The sequence below is a fragment of the Kribbella caucasensis genome, assembly GCF_004361855.1.
Classification (GTDB): Bacteria; Actinomycetota; Actinomycetes; order Propionibacteriales; family Kribbellaceae; genus Kribbella; species Kribbella caucasensis.
Genome location: NZ_SNWQ01000019.1, coordinates 162,449 through 177,964, shown reverse-complemented (window position 1 = coordinate 177,964; position 15,516 = coordinate 162,449). Strand labels below are relative to the sequence as shown.

The 15,516-nt window shown below is 69.1% G+C and carries 16 protein-coding genes; 10 read left to right on the top strand and 6 right to left on the bottom strand.

The window, feature by feature from the left end; genetic code table 11:
• Positions 1 to 11 precede the first annotated feature (11 nt).
• Both EV643_RS32505 and EV643_RS32500 read right to left on the bottom strand, forming a co-directional pair.
• Positions 12 to 707: a class I SAM-dependent methyltransferase gene (locus tag EV643_RS32505; RefSeq protein ID WP_133804010.1), complete on the bottom strand. Its 696-nt coding sequence runs from the start codon at positions 705 to 707 to the stop codon at positions 12 to 14.
• Between the two features lie 4 nt (positions 708 to 711).
• Positions 712 to 1,956: an MFS transporter gene (locus tag EV643_RS32500; RefSeq protein WP_133804009.1), complete on the bottom strand. Its 1,245-nt coding sequence runs from the start codon at positions 1,954 to 1,956 to the stop codon at positions 712 to 714.
• A 181-nt stretch (positions 1,957 to 2,137) separates the two neighbouring features.
• On the opposite strand from EV643_RS32500, the gene EV643_RS32495 reads away from it, so the two are divergent.
• Positions 2,138 to 3,562, top strand: a complete 1,425-nt coding sequence (locus EV643_RS32495; RefSeq protein WP_133804008.1) for a beta-N-acetylhexosaminidase — start codon at positions 2,138 to 2,140, stop codon at positions 3,560 to 3,562.
• On the opposite strand, the gene EV643_RS32490 is transcribed toward EV643_RS32495, so the two are convergent.
• Positions 3,544 to 3,909 (bottom strand): hypothetical protein, encoded by a 366-nt coding sequence (locus tag EV643_RS32490; RefSeq protein ID WP_133804007.1) that lies wholly within the window; start codon positions 3,907 to 3,909, stop codon positions 3,544 to 3,546. The two genes, EV643_RS32495 and EV643_RS32490, sit on opposite strands and share 19 nt — an antisense overlap.
• A 722-nt stretch (positions 3,910 to 4,631) precedes the next feature.
• Here EV643_RS32490 and EV643_RS32485 point away from each other — a divergent pair.
• Complete coding sequence (locus EV643_RS32485; RefSeq protein ID WP_133804006.1) at positions 4,632 to 6,146, top strand: WS/DGAT/MGAT family O-acyltransferase; 1,515 nt, start codon at positions 4,632 to 4,634, stop codon at positions 6,144 to 6,146.
• Positions 6,147 to 6,401: 255 nt separating this feature from the next.
• Here EV643_RS32485 and EV643_RS32480 read toward each other — a convergent pair whose 3' ends face one another.
• From EV643_RS32480 to EV643_RS32470, 3 genes are all read right to left on the bottom strand, one after another.
• Positions 6,402 to 7,193: a Type 1 glutamine amidotransferase-like domain-containing protein gene (locus EV643_RS32480; protein WP_133804005.1), complete on the bottom strand. Its 792-nt coding sequence runs from the start codon at positions 7,191 to 7,193 to the stop codon at positions 6,402 to 6,404.
• Entirely contained in the window at positions 7,190 to 7,822 is a 633-nt protein-coding gene (locus EV643_RS32475) for a VOC family protein (protein ID WP_133804004.1), read from the bottom strand. The genes EV643_RS32480 and EV643_RS32475 overlap by 4 nt, the downstream gene beginning before the upstream one ends.
• Before the next feature lie 126 nt (positions 7,823 to 7,948).
• Positions 7,949 to 8,689 (bottom strand): DUF3109 family protein, encoded by a 741-nt coding sequence (locus EV643_RS32470; protein ID WP_133804003.1) that lies wholly within the window; start codon positions 8,687 to 8,689, stop codon positions 7,949 to 7,951.
• Between the two features lie 168 nt (positions 8,690 to 8,857).
• On the opposite strand from EV643_RS32470, the gene EV643_RS32465 reads away from it, so the two are divergent.
• The 8 genes from EV643_RS32465 (at position 8,858) to proC (ending at position 15,505) form a co-directional block, all read left to right on the top strand.
• Positions 8,858 to 9,790, top strand: coding sequence for a Ppx/GppA family phosphatase (locus EV643_RS32465; protein WP_133804002.1), 933 nt, complete (start codon positions 8,858 to 8,860; stop codon positions 9,788 to 9,790).
• Between the two features lie 37 nt (positions 9,791 to 9,827).
• Positions 9,828 to 10,694 carry a sugar phosphate isomerase/epimerase family protein gene (locus tag EV643_RS32460; protein ID WP_133804001.1) on the top strand — a complete coding sequence of 289 codons (867 nt, stop codon included), beginning with the start codon at positions 9,828 to 9,830 and terminating at the stop codon, positions 10,692 to 10,694.
• Positions 10,691 to 11,299, top strand: a complete 609-nt coding sequence (locus EV643_RS32455; protein ID WP_133804000.1) for a TetR/AcrR family transcriptional regulator — start codon at positions 10,691 to 10,693, stop codon at positions 11,297 to 11,299. The genes EV643_RS32460 and EV643_RS32455 overlap by 4 nt, the downstream gene beginning before the upstream one ends.
• Before the next feature lie 50 nt (positions 11,300 to 11,349).
• Positions 11,350 to 12,072 carry an ABC transporter ATP-binding protein gene (locus EV643_RS32450; protein WP_133803999.1) on the top strand — a complete coding sequence of 241 codons (723 nt, stop codon included), beginning with the start codon at positions 11,350 to 11,352 and terminating at the stop codon, positions 12,070 to 12,072.
• A complete protein-coding gene (locus EV643_RS32445; protein ID WP_133803998.1) occupies positions 12,069 to 12,806 on the top strand; it encodes an ABC transporter permease in 738 nt (245 codons plus the stop codon). Before EV643_RS32450 ends, EV643_RS32445 begins: the two co-directional genes overlap by 4 nt.
• A 163-nt stretch (positions 12,807 to 12,969) precedes the next feature.
• Entirely contained in the window at positions 12,970 to 13,899 is a 930-nt protein-coding gene (locus EV643_RS32440) for a proline dehydrogenase family protein (RefSeq protein ID WP_133803997.1), read from the top strand.
• An 82-nt stretch (positions 13,900 to 13,981) separates the two neighbouring features.
• Positions 13,982 to 14,638 (top strand): excalibur calcium-binding domain-containing protein, encoded by a 657-nt coding sequence (locus EV643_RS46765; RefSeq protein WP_305000420.1) that lies wholly within the window; start codon positions 13,982 to 13,984, stop codon positions 14,636 to 14,638.
• 63 nt (positions 14,639 to 14,701) lie between these two features.
• Positions 14,702 to 15,505, top strand: coding sequence for a pyrroline-5-carboxylate reductase (gene proC / locus EV643_RS32430; RefSeq protein ID WP_133803996.1), 804 nt, complete (start codon positions 14,702 to 14,704; stop codon positions 15,503 to 15,505).
• Positions 15,506 to 15,516: the final 11 nt, after the last annotated feature.

Here is a 15,516-nt window from a genome sequence, read left to right as displayed (position 1 = left end):
CGGGAAATTCTTCAGAACGTGCGGCTCCACAGGTTGATGGCGTAGTCGACCTCGCTGCCCTGGTGCGAGCTGATGATCCGGTCCGCGTCCGCGGGCTTGAACTCGATCCGGACCACCGCCTCGAAATCCGCCCGCGACTCGAACCGCCAGCCCATGTCGAGCTGGGTGCGCTGCCAGCCGCGGGACGACCAGAACCTTTCCACCTCGGGCGCCTTGATCATCGGGTACGCCTCGGCGAACCACCGCCCGAATGTCGACCGGCCGGCGTCATTGTCGATCACGAACGCGGTCCCACCCCGGCACATCACCCGATCCAGCTCGGCCAGCCCCGGTTCGCAGCCCGGCCCGAAGAAGTAGGCCCAGCGCGCGTGCATGATGTCCACCGACGCGTCCGGCACCGGCAGCTGTTGCGCCGTACCCTGCCGGATCTCGACGTTCGGCAGGTTCTTCGTACGCCGCCCAGCCGCCTGGACGAGTACGCCGTGCGGTTCGACACCGATCACGCGTGCTGCGGTCGCGGCGAACATCGGCAGGTGGAATCCCGTCCCGCACCCGATGTCGAGCACGGTCGCGCCGGCCCAGTCCCGGATCGCTCGCATCGCCGGCTCGATCACGCCGTCCGGGTCGACCGCCCGGTTCTCGATCTCGTACGTCTGCGGGTGCTGCCAGATGTTCGGACTCGGGATCCCCCCGTCGGCGATGCTCACACCATCAGACCTTAGACAGCTCCTGAGGGGTGCGGGCCGCGACCAGCGCGACCGGGATGAGGAGGAGGCCGCAGAGGACCGCGAGCCAGTGGAAGCCGAGGTATGCGAGGACTGGTCCGGAGCCGGTGCCGGCGATCGAGGCGAGCGCGCCCATGGTGAGGTCGGACAGGCCCTGCGCGGACGTGCGGATCTCGTCGGGGACTGCCCGGGAGAGCAGCGTCGAGCCCGCGACCAGGCAGGCGGACCAGCCAAGGCCGAGCAGGACCAGGGCGAGACCAGTGAGCACGTGCGCCTCGTCCGGAGAGAGCGCGGCGACCGCCATCGCCGCCGCCAGGATCGCCAGGCCGATCCCGATCGTGGGCACCCGGCCGAGGCGGTCGGCGAGCCAGCCCATCACGGGGGACAGGGCGTACATCCCGGCGACATGTGCGCTGATCACGAACCCCACGATGGTCAGCGAGGCGCCGTGATGCCGCAGGTGGACCGATGTCATCGACATAACCCCGACCATCACCGAATGGGCCGAGGCGATGGCCAGCAACCCCAACCGGGCATGGGGAATCGCGAGGATCTGCCGGAAGGTCGAGCCGATCGGCTGCCGGGCGACCTTGGTCCGCGGCGTCACCTGCTGCAGCCGGCGCAGGCCGAACCAGACGACGAGCAGGCTGAGGACGAACGCGACCACCGAGAACACGTACGGCCCGGCGAGCGCGAGGATGCCGAGCGACGTACCGACCGATCCGCCGACGCCGGTGAGGTTGGGGCCGACGACTACGCCGATCGTGGTGGCCCAGACAACGACTGAGAGGGACCGGGCGACGTGCTTCGGATCGGCCGCGTCGGTCGCGGCGTACCGGGACTGCAGGTTGGCCGCTGAGCCGCTGCCGAACAGGCAGCCCGCGATCAGTAGGAGGACGAGCGAGTCGACCTGGGCGGCGACGATGCTGAGGAGGGCGCCGGTGACCGCGATCAGGTAGCCGGTCGCGAGCGAGGCGCGGCGGCCGTGGGTCCGGGCGAGACCGGCCAGCGGTACGGCGAGGATCGCGGCGCCGAGCGTGGTCGACGTGGCGACGAGACCGGACAGAGACGTCGAGCCGGAGATGTTCTCGGCGAGCAGACCGGCGACCGCGAACCCGGAGGCGACCGCGACACCACCGCCCACATTGGAGACCACGAGGACCCGCAGGGTGCTGCGTTGCAGGTTGCCGGCCGGATTGTTGGCGGGGGATCGGGTCGCGTCGGCTGTCACGAGGTCACCCTCTCATCGGATACCTGTCACGGCAGCTGGTTTGTGCTGCGCGTGAATGTTCCTGCAGAGGGATTGTGCGCAGTTCGAAGCGTGGACCCGACCTGTTTGAGCACTGGTCCGCGCTCGTAGGATCTCTCCTGGCTGCGCCAATCACGGGCTTCATCGACCTCTTGGAGTACGGATGCCAGACATCGCGATCGTCCCCGCCCCCCGCGAGCTCGTCATCGAGGAAGGCCGCTGGGTCAGCTCCGACCCGCTGGCCGAGGCCGTCCGGACGGTGGTGGAGAACCTCGGCGAGACGGAGTACCGGATCGACGTGACCGCCGACGGTGCCCGGCTGTCCGCCGGCTCCGAAGACGCGTTGCGCTGGGCCGAGCAGACGTACGAGCAGTTGCTGGACGCCGCCGAACCGGCCGAGGACGGCGCGGTCGCCGTACCGGCGGTGCGGATCGCCGACGCGCCCGCGTTCGGTTGGCGCGGGGTGATGCTCGACGTCGCCCGGCACTTCATGCCGAAGGAGTTCGTGCTCAAGATCCTCGACGTGCTCGCGCTGCACCGGATGAACGTGCTGCATCTGCACCTCACCGACGACCAGGGCTGGCGGGTCCAGATCGACGCGTTCCCGAAGCTAACCGAGCTCGGTTCGCAGCGGCCCGAGACGATGGTCGGCAAGATGTCCCACGGGCAGACCGAGTTCACGTACGACGGGACGCCGCACGGCGGGTTCTACACCAAGGACGAACTGCGCGAGATCGTCGCGCACGCGGCCGAGCGCGGTATCACCGTCGTCCCCGAGATCGACCTGCCGGGTCACATGCAGGCCGCCATCTCGGCGTACCCGGAGCTGGGCAACCACCCCGACCAGCAGATCGGCGTACGGCAGGTCTGGGGTATCAGCGACGACGTGCTGAACGTGAGCGACGCGACCGTCGACTTCGTCCGGACCGTGCTGCGCGAGGTGCTGGAGATCTTCCCCGCGCCGTACATCCACCTCGGCGGCGACGAGTGCCCGGCCGACCAGTGGCGCGAGTCCGAGGCCGCGCAGGCCCGGCAGGCCGAGCTCGGCCTGACCGACGCGGGCCAGCTGCAGGGCTGGTTCACCGAGCAGGTCGCGGCCGTGCTGACCGAGGACGGGCGCCGGCTGGTCGGCTGGGACGAGATGGTCGAGACCGACTGCCCGAAGGACGCGGTGATCATGGCGTGGCGGTCCGCCGGCCGGGGCGAGGTCGCGGCGAAGGCCGGGCACGATGTGGTGATGGCGCCCTGCGAGTCGGTGTACTTCGACTACTACCAGGCCGACCCCGCGACCGAGCCGCTCGCGATCGGCGGCTTCATCCCGCTCGAGGCCGTCTACGACTTCGAGGTGATCCCGAAGGGGCTGACGGAGGAGGAGGCGGCCCGGATCGTCGGTACCCAGTGCCAGATCTGGACCGAGTACATGGAGGGCCCCGACCAGGTCGGCTACATGCTCCTCCCGCGCCTGTCCGCCTTCGCCGAACGCGCCTGGGGTTCCCCGAAGACGTCGTACGACGAATTCCTCACCCGCCTCCGCCCGCACCTGACCCGGATCGAGCGGATCGGCGTGAACTACCGCCCGCTCGACTGAACCGGATCCTGCCGGACGAAGAAGGCCGTCACGAGAGCACGGGAGATCGTGTCGGTGTGGTCGCCGTCCAGAGGTGCGGTGGGATCGGCGGGGAGTCCGAAGCGCTTGGCCAGTGGGGCGAAGTCGGTGAAGGACAGGTGTCCTGTGCTTCGTACGACGAACCAGCGGCGCCAACCGGTCAGGAGATTCCAGCTGGTGTCCCAGGAGGTGTCGATGTCGTCGCCCGGGGTGTGGGTGCCCGGGGCACCGACCAGTAGGAAGGGCTTGGCCAGGCCGGTTGACGGGAGCGGCGTGAAGAAGGTGCCGTCGAGGTTGACGCCGACGTCGATGCGGGAGTCGGTGCGCATCGACGTCGGCGGTGGAGTTGCCGCCGATGGAGTGACCGGCCATGCCGACCCTGGTCGGGTCGATCAGCTTGCTGGTGGGTTGTTTGCCTTCGAGCAGTTGGTCGACGACGAAGGAGACGTCGGCGGCGCGGACCGGTGGGATTTGGGCCGGCTCCGCGATGTCGCAAGCGACGCAGGTGGTCAGGCGGCCGTCGGGGAACTCGGTGCCGCTGGATTCGTAGGCGTGGTCGATGCCGGCGACGACGTATCCCTTGCTGGCCAGGTCCTGCGCGAGGCTGGTCAAGGTGGCGATCGGGAGAGTGAAGCCGGGCGAGAGGATCACCAAGCGGATAGCGCCTGTTGGCCGGCCGGGGTGGTGCGTCGAGGCAGGCTACGCCGCGGATGCTGGAGACGGCTTCCCGGACGGCGCGGGAAGACTGACGGGCTGCTCTGCTGCTTGTACTGAACTTGCGGTGACTACGGCGGAAACAGTCAGTGCGGCGGCCAGCAACAGGCCCGCAGTACGGGGGATCAGGTTCATGCTTACGAACGTTAAGAAAGTTGCCCGAGGGGCCGACACTGCCGATCGTCAGGTGCAGAGTGGTCCTTCGTCAGGCCTTTGATCGCTGCCGGATCAGGAAAATCCATAACCCCGGAGGGTGGCCGGCGGTTGACGGGTGTAGACCGGCTGGGGCGGTGGCGACGAGGATTGAGGCGATCGACGGGCGGGACCGGGAGGACGGATGACCGCTGTGGGGCCGCTGGACGCGATGTTCCTGCTCGGTGAGACGCGCGAGCAGGCGATGCACGTCGGTGGGCTGATGCTGTTCGAGCTGCCGGAGGGTGCGGGCCGGGACCACGTGTTCCCAGAAGGCTCTGGGCGCGACTACCTGGCCGAGCTGTACCGCGAGATCGTCGAGGGGCAGACGGTGAACCCGATGTTCACCCGGCGGCTGCGGAACCGGCCACTCGACCTCGGCTACTGGTCCTGGGAGCAGGACGACGAGATCGAACTGGAGTACCACGTTCAGCTGTCCGGGCTGGCCCGGCCGGGGCGGTACCGGGAGTTGTTCGAGCTCACCTCGCGGCTGCACGGGACGCTGCTGGACCGGCAGCGGCCGCTGTGGGAGATGCATCTGATCGAGGGCGTGGAGGGGCGCCGGTTCGCGATCTACAGCAAGATCCATCACTCGATGATCGACGGCGTGACAGCCCTCCGCTGGATGCAGCACACCCTCACCACCGACCCCACCCACACCGGTATGCCCGCCACCTACGCCCTCCCCCAAGGAGCCCTACACGCGACCGCCCCGGCCGGTACTACGTCCGCTCCGGGCACCGCCGGCTCCGAGGGCCTGTTTGGTCGCGTGCCCTTCGCTGGAGAGTTGCTGGGCGAGGTGCTCCGCGCGGCCGGGCGGGTGACGGATGGGGTCGGCCGGGTTGCGGGCGGGTTCGGCGGGGCGGCTCGGGTGGTGGCGGATCTCGCCGGGCTCTCGCCGTTGGGGTTGCGCAGCGGGATCCGGGCGCTCCAGGCCGAGCATTCGCCACTGGCGTTCCAGGCGCCGCGGACGATCCTCAACCAGCCGATCACCGGAGCCCGCCGGTTCGCCGCGCAGTCCTGGCCGATGGAACGGCTGGAGAAGGTCCGCGCGATCACCGGCGCTACCCTGAACGACGTCATGCTCGGCATGTGCTCCGGCGCCCTGCGAACCTACCTAATGGAGCAGAACGCCCTACCGGACAAGAGTCTGACCGCCATGGTCCCCGTCTCCCTCCGCTCCAGCGATGACGCCCCCGGCGGCGGCAACTCCCTCGCCACCTTGATCGCGGACCTCGCCACCGACGAGCGCGACCCCGAACGCCGGATCCAGCGCATCACCGAGTCGACCGCCTACGGCAAGAACATGCTCTCCCAGCTGAGCCCCCTGCAGAACCTGATGATCGGCGCCATCGGCTTCGGTTCCGCCGGACCGGCCGCGCTCATCCCACCCCTCGCCGGCCGCACCCCGCCGCCCTTCAACGTTGTCATCTCCAACATCCCAGGCCCCACCGACAGCCCCCTGTACTGGAACAGCTCCCGCCTGCTCGGCATGTACCCGGCCTCCATCGTCCTCAACGGCCAGGCCCTCAACATCAGCATCACCAGCTACGACCACCAACTCCACTTCGGCCTCACCGGCTGCCGCCGCACCGTCCCCCACCTCCAACGCCTCCTCACCCACCTAGAACACTCTCTCCAAGACCTCGAGCGAATCTAGAGCACCCACACCCAACCGATCAGGTCGATCCCGCGAAACCCAACGGACGCCCACCCGGCAACCGCGCCACCCAGCGACTTTGGGCACCGGCCGGTCGTGTTCGGGCGCGGACTGTGACCGGTGGGTGCTCAAAGTGGCACCGCCAGGCCGACTACTGGGTGCGCCGCGTCGGGGCGTACGTGCAGCACTCACTAACCACCTGGGACTCCAAGCCACCACGCGTGAGCCCTGCCACTGAACGCGGATTCGCAGGGGTTACTGAGTGCTGCAGGTACGCGCCGGCCCCAGCAGGCGGGGGATGATTTCGGTTTCGCGGTGACCGTCGGGGGTTGGGGTGACTTGCCAGGCTCGGGCGTCGGGGAGGACGGAGACCGCCTCGAGGAGTTCGCCGTTGACGTAGTGCAGGCCGACGCCGTCCTCGGTCGCGTATCCGCCCGGCAGCGCGCCGGTGGCGACCAGCGACCGGTACGCCGACCGCCGGGGCTGGTCGCCGAGGTCGTCGTGCACGCCGTTGGACCACGGCAGCCAGCCGAGACCGTTGCTGAAGGCATCGAGTTGGTCGCCGAACGAGTCGGTCGGGCCGCCGATGTGCCAGCACAGGCTGCCTGCGCTCTGGCCGGCCATCACGACACCGTTCTGCCAGCACTCGTGCAGGATCTCGGGCAGGCCGTGGGCGCGCCAGACCGCCATCAGGTTGACGACACTGCCGCCGCCGACCCAGATGACGTCCTGGGTGAGCAGATGTTTGCGGACGTCGTCGACGTTCGGCTGGGTGAAGAGTTTCAGCACCGACGGCTCGACCGACTCCTCGTTGCCGAAGGCATCTTCGAACCACTGGACCGCGGCCGGGTGATCACCTTCCGCGGTGGGGATGAAGCAGAACCGGGCCGGACGATCGAGGCCGGCCAGCGATACGGCGTACGAGATCAGCTCGCGGGTCAGGGCGCGGTGCGGTCCGGTGAGGATGCCGGAGATCGCCAGGATCTGCGTCCGCGGCTCACCAGGCAGCGGCTCACCAGGCAGCGGCTCACCAGGCTGCTGGGTCACAGGCGGACGAGGCCGTTGGGGGTCTCGAAGACGGCGGCGACCAGGCCGGGCTGGCCGTTCGGTCCGGCCCAGATCACGTCGAGATCGTCGAGCAGGTGGTCGGCGGGGTGACCGATCCAGTCGCTCACCCGGGCCGGATCGCCGGCGATCTCCAGGGCGGTCAACTTGATGCCCTTGCCACCGATCGACGGGTGCTGGCTCAGGTCGTCCCAGTGCACGAAGAACGGCAGTTGCGGATCGGCGATCAGGCCCTTCACGCCGATCTGCCGCCAGGTGAGGTTCACCCCGTCCGGCCGGTGCCGGTTACCTGGCACCGCCTCCCGGCCGAGGCGCTTCTCCATCCGCTCCATGTCCCGGACCGCGATCACCCAGCCGAGCCAGCCGCCGCCGAGTTCCTTGCGGGCCCGGACCGCCTGGCCGAACGGCGCCTTGTCCGACGCCGGGTGGTCGAGCACGTCGACGACCTCGATGTACCGGTCGTTGTCCAACGGCAGGATGTGGTTCACGGTGCCGAAGCGGGGGTGCACGCCACCGTCGGCGAAGTCCGCCCCCAGCAGCGCGGACAACCGCTCCACCGTGGCCCGGTACCCGTCGGGTCCCGCCGCGTACGAAAGATGATCCAGACGCATGCAAGTCATTCTGGGCCCAGACCCAGGAGCGCGCTGCCCCGGGGTGTCGCAGCAAAGGGCACCCTTACCCGCGGAGCCCGGCCCCGGCGGCCGGCGTACAGAAATTTGCCTAGGGCAAGGAATGGGTTACTTGGACGCCGGGTGAGGCAGTAGCGGGCGGGCCGGCTCGAGATGCCGGCGGCAGTACTCCGCGAGCACGTCGTAGGCCTTGTGACCCATCAGGGTCTGCAGCTCGACCTTGCTCGACTCGAAGACCGCCTCGACGCCGATGTGCGCCTCGGTGTTGCCGGTGCAGTACCAGTCCAGGTCGTGCCCACCCGGACCCCAGCCGCGCCGGTCGTACTCCCCGATCCCGACCTCGGTGTACGTCGTGCCGTCGGGGCGCTCCACTTCGCGGAAGGTCCGCCGGATCGGCAGTTGCCAGCACACGTCCGGCTTGGTCTCGACGAAGTGCACGCCCTGCTTCAACGCCAGCCCGTGCAGCGCGCAACCCCCGCCGCCGGGGAAGTCCGGGCGGTTCAGGAAGATGCAGGCGCCCTCCCAGACCCGGGTCTTGCGGTCGCCGTCGTCGTCGGTCTCGACCCAGCCGCTCTTCCGGCCTTCCTTGCGGAACTGCCAGTCGTCCTTGCCGAGCTGCTTGACGTATCCCTTCACCCGGTCCTCGTCGTCGGCGTCGGAGAAGTGCGCGCCGAGCGTGCAGCAACCGTCGTTCGGCCGGCCCTTGTAGATCCCGCGGCAACCGCCGCCGAAGATGCAGGTCCAGTTCGACGTCAGCCAGGTCAGGTCGCAGCGGAACACCTGATCCGGATCGTCCGGATCGGTGAACTCGACGTAGGCGCGGGGAAAATCGAGCGAAACCTCAGGCACCTGAAAAGCGTACGCGCACCGGCCACGATTACTCGCATCCCAATTCGGATCCGCCGTCACCTGTGACCTGCACCCGTGACCTGCCGCGCGGTAGGTGACGCCTCAAATCACTTCAAAGACAGCACTGGCCTGGGCAAAGGCTCCACGGTGTCCAGTAGCGTGAGGGGTATGCGGCTCGGCGTACTCGATGTGGGATCCAACACCGTCCACCTCCTCGTGGTGGACGCTCATCGGGGTGCCGCACCGCTGCCGGCGTACTCGCACAAGGACGAGCTCCGGCTGGCCGAGCACCTGGACCAGGGCGGCAACATCGCCGAGGCCGGGGCCGACAGACTGGTGGCCTTCATCAAGGAGGCCGAAGATCTGGCCGAGGACAAGGGCTGCGAAGCGGTGCATGCCTTCGCCACCTCCGCGCTCCGCGAGGCCCCGAACGGCGAGAAGGTCCTGGACCGGGTCCGCAAGGAGACCTCGATCGACCTGCAGGTGCTCACCGGTACCGACGAGGCGCGGTTGACGTTCCTCGCGGTACGCCGGTGGTTCGGCTGGTCGTCGGGACGGCTCGCCGTGTTCGACATCGGCGGTGGTTCGCTGGAGATCGCAGCCGGTTCGGACGAGGAGCCGACCGTCGCGGTGTCCGCGCCGTTGGGCGCCGGCCGGTTGACCCGCGAGGGGCTGACCGTGGACCCGCCGGACAAGGACGAAGTACGTGCGTTGCGCCGGCGGATCCGGCAGGAGACGGCGGCGGTCGCGGGCGACGTACTGCGCGCGGGCAAGCCGCAACGGTCGGTCGCGACCAGCAAGACCTTCCGGTCGCTGGCCCGGATCTGTGGCGCGGCGCCGTCCGTCGAGGGGCAGTATGTTCCGCGCGCGCTGAACCGTGACGACCTGCGGGAGTGGCTGCCCAAGCTGATCAAGATGTCCGCTGCCGAGCGGGCCGAGTTGCCCGGTGTCTCGGCCAGCCGGGCCGGCCAGCTGGTCGCCGGTGCGCTCGTCGCGGACGCCGTGATGGACCTGTTCGACCTGGCCTCGCTCGAGGTCTGTCCGTGGGCTTTGCGGGAGGGTGTCATCCTGTCCCGTCTGGACCGGCTGCAACCCCGATGAACTGGCGCGAAGGCACAATTCCGATGAGCACCACCCGATGAGCACCAACAAGACCGCGAAGATCGGTCTGTCCACCGCGTCCGTCTACCCGGAGTCGACAGCCAGCGGATTCGAGCTGGCCTCCCGGCTCGGGTACGACGGGGTCGAGGTGATGATCGGGATCGACCCGCTGAGCACCCAGATCGACGCGATCAAGCGGCTGGTCGAGTACCACCAGTTGCCGGTGCTCGCGATCCACGCGCCCTGTCTGCTGATCACCCAGCGGGTCTGGGGGACCGACCCGTGGGGCAAGCTCGAACGTAGTGCCGAGGCCGCGAAGGACCTGGGCGCCGACGTGGTCGTCGTACACCCGCCGTTTCGTTGGCAGCGGGACTACGCGCGCGGGTTCGTCGAGGGGATCGCGCGGCTCGAGGCGGAGACCGGGGTCGTCTTCGCGGTCGAGAACATGTATCCGTGGCGGGCGCCGGGCAGGGGTTTGCAGGCGTATGCGCCGAGCTGGGACCCGACCGAACAGGACTACGCCCACACCACGCTCGACCTGTCCCATTCGTCCACTGCCGAACAGGACTGCGTCGAGCTCGCCGCGACGATGGGTGCGAGCCTCACCCACATCCACCTGACCGACGGAACCGGTTCGGCCAAGGACGAGCACCTGGTTCCGGGCCGCGGTACCCAGCGCGCCGCGGATCTGCTGCAGGGCCTGGCGAACAGCGACTTCCGCGGCCACATCATCATCGAGATCAACACCCGCCGGGCCACCAGCCGGTCCGAACGCGAGGTCGACCTGATCGAGTCCCTCGAGTTCACCCGCAAACACTTCGTCCGCACCGCCGACCCGGTGCCGTCCCGCCGCACGGCCTTCGCCGTCACCAGCGACGGCGAGGTGTCGGAGCTAACCCCGTGACCCCGGATTCCGTCCGCCCCAAGAACAGCCGGTCGCCGGGGCGGCGTCCGGGTGGTCCTGATACGCGCGGCGAGATCCTCAAGGCGGCGCGCGAATCCTTCGCCGGCCGGGGCTTCACCGCGACCTCGATCCGCGCGGTCGCCCGCGAGGCCGGTGTCGACGCGGCCCTGGTCCACCACTACTTCGACAGCAAGGACGAACTCTTCATCGAGTCGATGGCCCTCCCCATCGACCCCCGCCAGGTCGCCGCCGCCATCCTCGACGGCCCCCGCGACGAACTCGGCCGCCGCATCGTCACCGTATTCCTCGGCGTCTGGGAATCCCCCGACGGCCAGCAACGGATGAAGGCGATCCTCCGTAGCGTCGTCACCAGTGACGAGGTGGCCCGGCTGATGCGCGAGGGCATCACCAAGATGATCATCGACCCGGTTGCCAAGATGATCGACGCCCCCGACGCCAAGCTCCGCGTGACCCTCGTAGCCAGCCACCTCATCGGCATGGCCCTGTGCCGCTACCTGGTCGAACTGGAACCCCTCGCCTCCGCATCCCCCGCCGCCCTGATCACCCAGATGGCGCCGGCTCTCCAGACCTACCTGACCAACTAATCGCCCTCGAGCCTCTTGCGGGCCGACCTCGTCCGCGCTAAATTCATCACATGATGAAAAACGCGGTGGAGTGCCGTGACGTCGTGGTGATCCGCGGCGATCGGGAAGTGCTGCACGGGGTCGACTTCGACCTCCGAGCCGGATCCGTCACAGGCCTGCTCGGCCCGTCCGGATGCGGCAAGACCACGCTGATCCGCGCGATCGTCGGCCTCCAGGCGAAGGTGACCGGCGACGTCCAGGTCCTCGGCCTGCCCGCCGGCGCCGCCAAGCTCCGCGGCCGGATCGGCTACGTGACCCAAGAACCCAGCGTGTACTTCGACCTGACGGTCACGGAGAACCTGCGCTTCTTCGCCGCCGTCCTCGGCGTGGACTCCGCGGACGTGGATCGCGTGATCGACGCGGTCGACCTGCGCAGTCACGCGCACGAGCGCGTCGACCGGCTCTCCGGCGGCCAGCAGTCCCGCGCATCGCTGGCGGCCGCGCTGCTCGGCGACCCCGAGCTCCTGGTCCTCGACGAACCGACGGTCGGCCTGGACCCGGTCCTCCGGCGCGACCTCTGGGAGCTGTTCCACCGCCTGGCCGAGGCGGGCGCGACCCTGCTCGTCTCCAGTCACGTGATGGACGAGGCGAGCCGCTGCGACCGCCTCCTTCTGATGCGCGACGGCGTCCTGCTCGCCGACGACAGCCCTCAGGCGCTGCTCGACTCGGCCGGCACCGTCGACATGGAACAGGCCTTCCTCACCCTGATCGACCGGAAAGCAGGTGCGCGATGAGATTGCGAGTGACGTTCGCGGTGGCGGCCCGGGTGCTGGCCCAGTTGCGGCGGGACCACCGGACCGTGGCGATGCTGATCGTGCTGCCGGCCCTGCTGGTCAGCCTGATGTGGTGGATGTTCACCGATTCGCCGAACACGTTCGACCGGGTCGGCGGTCCGCTGCTGGCGGTGTTCCCGGCGATCATCATGTTCATCGTCACCTCGGTGGCGACCCTGCGCGAGCGCTCCACCGGCACGCTGTCCCGGCTGTTCACGATGCCGATGGGCAAGCTGGATTTCCTGCTGGGGTACGCGCTGGCCTTCGCCCTGATCGCGGTCGTCCAGGCCGCGGTCGTCGTGACGATTGCCCTCTACGCGCTCGACCTCGACATCCGCGGTGACGCCTGGCAGCTCGGGGTCGTCGCCGTCCTCGACGGAGTTCTCGGCACCGCGCTCGGGCTCTTCGCCAGCGCCTTCGCCGCCACCGAGTTCCAGGCCGTCCAGATGATGCCGGCCGTGATGATCCCGCAGCTCCTCCTGTGTGGACTCCTCGTCCCCCGCGACCAACTCCCCGGCGTACTCGAGGCGGTCAGCGACGTCCTGCCACTCTCGTACGCCGTTGACGCGGTCGGTGGAGTTGCCGCCGGCAACGGATTCGGTGAGGGTGCCGGCACCGATGCGCTGGTCGTCACCGTCTTCATCCTCGCCGCCCTGGCCCTCGGCGCCGCCACCCTCAAACGTCGCACCGCCTAGCCGAGGGGTGGTGGCGCGGGTACGCTGCGTGAGGGGACCAGTGGGGTGGGTGGTGTGGTTCTCGACACACCGTTGGTGGGGATTAGGGGTGGTTCGGTTCAGCCGCGTAGCCTGCTGACACCCCTGGCGGATGGGGCCGGGTGGCGAGGAGGAGGAACGCGTAGTGCTTCGGCGAATCCTGCTGGGCGTGTCCCGCAGTCCCAAGATCAAGAAGGCGGTCTCGTCGCTGCCGGTGTCGAGCGGCATCGTGGCCCGGTTCGTGGCCGGCGAGACGACCCCCGAGGCGGTGCTCGCGACCGAGAAGCTGGTCAGCAACGGCCTGCACGTCACCCTCGACCACCTGGGCGAGGACACCACCGACCTCGCCGCGGCGACCGCCACGGCCGACGCCTATCTCGAGCTGCTCAAGCAGTTGTCCGAGGTCGGGCTGACCCAGCACGCCGAGGTCTCGGTCAAGCTGTCCGCGGTCGGCCAGGCGCTGCCCGGTGACGGCGAGAAGATCGCGCTGGAGAACGCGCGGACGATCTGCCTCGCCGCCCGCAACGCCGGCACCACGGTGACGCTCGACATGGAGGACCACACCACCACCGACTCCACGCTGAGCATCCTGCGCGAGCTCCGGCAGGACTTCCCCGAGACGGGCGCCGTGCTCCAGGCGTACCTGCGCCGGACCGAAAGTGACTGCCAGGATCTCGCGTACGCCGGGTCGCGGGTGCGGTTGTGCAAGGGCGCGTACAAGGAGCCCGAGTCGGTCGCGTTCCAGAACAAGCAGGCCGTCGACAGGGCCTACGTCCGCGCGGCGAAGGTCCTGATGAACGGCGACGGCTACCCGATGATCGCGTCGCACGACCCGCGGCTGATCGCGATCGCCGGTTCGCTCGCCGACCGCGCCGGCCGGGCCCGGGACAGCTTCGAGTACCAGATGTTGTTCGGCATCCGCCCCGAGGAGCAGCTCCGGCTGGCCCGCCAGGGCAACACCGTGCGGGTCTACATTCCGTACGGCGTGGATTGGTACGGCTACCTGGTGCGACGACTCGCCGAGCGCCCCGCCAACCTGCAGTTCTTCGCCCGATCCCTGATCAGTAAGAAATAGTCCAGAACCTCCCGGGCACTGTCCCGATCGAGCGGGTTGTTGTCTAAGCTGCGCGTGGACAACTTCTGGGGAGGGAGTTGGCGTGAGGCAGTTCCATGCGCCACCGGGATGGCCAGAGCCACCCAATGTTCGCTGGCGTCCGCCTAAACACTGGTCGCCGGATCCGGACTGGCCGCCGGCGCCGATGGGCTGGGCGTTCTGGGTGGACGAAGGTGGCAACCCGGTCCGCGGACCGATCGGCCGATACGGCGGACCGAGGGTGTTCAAGGTCGGCGCGGCAGCCGCCGTACTGGTCGTGCTGATCAGTCTCGTACTGATCAACCCGTTCAGCTTCGGGGGCGGCGACTCCGATCCCGGGGCGCGGTCGACGCTCGACCCGGCACCGCCTGGCATCGGACAGAACACGGAGCCGGAGGAGACCCCAGGCGGGACACCGACCGGTACTCCGACGGCCGGCCCCCGCTCGCCGAACGAGACGCCGACCGAGACGCCATCTCCGACGCCTACGGACTCCGGTACGCCGACGCCCACACCGTCCGAAACGGCCACACCGACGCCGACCCAACCGAAGTCCCCGAAGTCGTCGGAGACGCCGGGGCAGGAGGCCACCGTCGTCTTCCAGAACTGCGCCGAGGCCCGGGCCGCCGGCAAGGCACCGCTGCACCGCGGCGATCCGGGCTACTCGGAGAAGCTCGACAAGAACGGCGACGGCGTCGCCTGCGAGAAGGGCAACTCCTGACGCATCGGTCCGGGCGCTGGGCACCGTGATCGTCGTTGGCGCGGCGCGGTCTAACCTGGCCCCATGACTAGTCAGGTGGCCATCCTCGGTGCCGGGGTGATGGGGGAGACGTTGCTGTCCGGGCTGATCCGGGCCGGGCGCCGACCGGAGGAACTGCTCATCACCGAACGCCGGGAGGAGCGCGCGACCGAGCTGCGCGAGCGGTACGGCGTGGACGTGGTGTCGAATGTGGACGCCGCGGCGAAGGCGGACACCCTCGTCCTGGTGGTCAAGCCGCAGGACATGCCGGACCTGCTCGCCGAGATCGCGCCCGCGGTCCGGCCCGACCAGACCGTGGTGTCGCTGGCCGCCGGTATCACCACCGGATTCATCGAGTCCCGGCTGCCGGAGGGCGTCGCCGTAGTACGGGTGATGCCGAACACTCCGGCTCTGGTCGACGAGGGTATGGCCGCGATCTCCCGGGGCGCGCACTGCGACGAGGGTCACCTGGTGCTGGCCGAGGGTCTGCTGGCCGCGACCGGTCGGGTGGTCCGCGTGCCGGAGAAGCAGCAGGACGCGGTCACGGCGCTGTCCGGATCAGGACCGGCGTACTTGTTCTTCGTGGTCGAGTCGATGATCGAGGCGGGCGTGCACATGGGCCTGCCGCGATCCACCGCGACCGAGCTGGTGGTGCAGACCGTGGTCGGTTCGGCGAAGCTGTTGCGCGAGACCGGAGAACACCCGACCGTGCTGCGCGAACGGGTCACGTCGCCGGGCGGGACCACCGCGGCCGCGATCCGCGAACTGGAGGACCACAAGGTCCGGGCCGCGTTCCTGTCGGCGATCGAGGCCGCCCGGAACAGGTCGCGCTCGCTCGCAGCCGAGTAACCGACTATGGT

What these genes read in the sequence shown, in the direction of transcription:
- EV643_RS32465 (WP_133804002.1), top strand. Translation starts at nt 8,858, where the DNA reads ATGCGGCTCGGCGTACTCGATGTGGGATCCAACACCGTCCACCTCCTC.
- proC (WP_133803996.1), top strand. Translation starts at nt 14,702, where the DNA reads ATGACTAGTCAGGTGGCCATCCTCGGTGCCGGGGTGATGGGGGAGACG.
- EV643_RS32485 (WP_133804006.1), top strand. Translation starts at nt 4,632, where the DNA reads ATGACCGCTGTGGGGCCGCTGGACGCGATGTTCCTGCTCGGTGAGACG.
- EV643_RS32445 (WP_133803998.1), top strand. Translation starts at nt 12,069, where the DNA reads ATGAGATTGCGAGTGACGTTCGCGGTGGCGGCCCGGGTGCTGGCCCAG.
- EV643_RS32475 (WP_133804004.1), bottom strand. Translation starts at nt 7,822, where the DNA reads ATGCGTCTGGATCATCTTTCGTACGCGGCGGGACCCGACGGGTACCGG.
- EV643_RS32460 (WP_133804001.1), top strand. Translation starts at nt 9,828, where the DNA reads ATGAGCACCAACAAGACCGCGAAGATCGGTCTGTCCACCGCGTCCGTC.
- EV643_RS32495 (WP_133804008.1), top strand. Translation starts at nt 2,138, where the DNA reads ATGCCAGACATCGCGATCGTCCCCGCCCCCCGCGAGCTCGTCATCGAG.
- EV643_RS32490 (WP_133804007.1), bottom strand. Translation starts at nt 3,909, where the DNA reads ATGCGCACCGACTCCCGCATCGACGTCGGCGTCAACCTCGACGGCACC.
- EV643_RS32450 (WP_133803999.1), top strand. Translation starts at nt 11,350, where the DNA reads ATGATGAAAAACGCGGTGGAGTGCCGTGACGTCGTGGTGATCCGCGGC.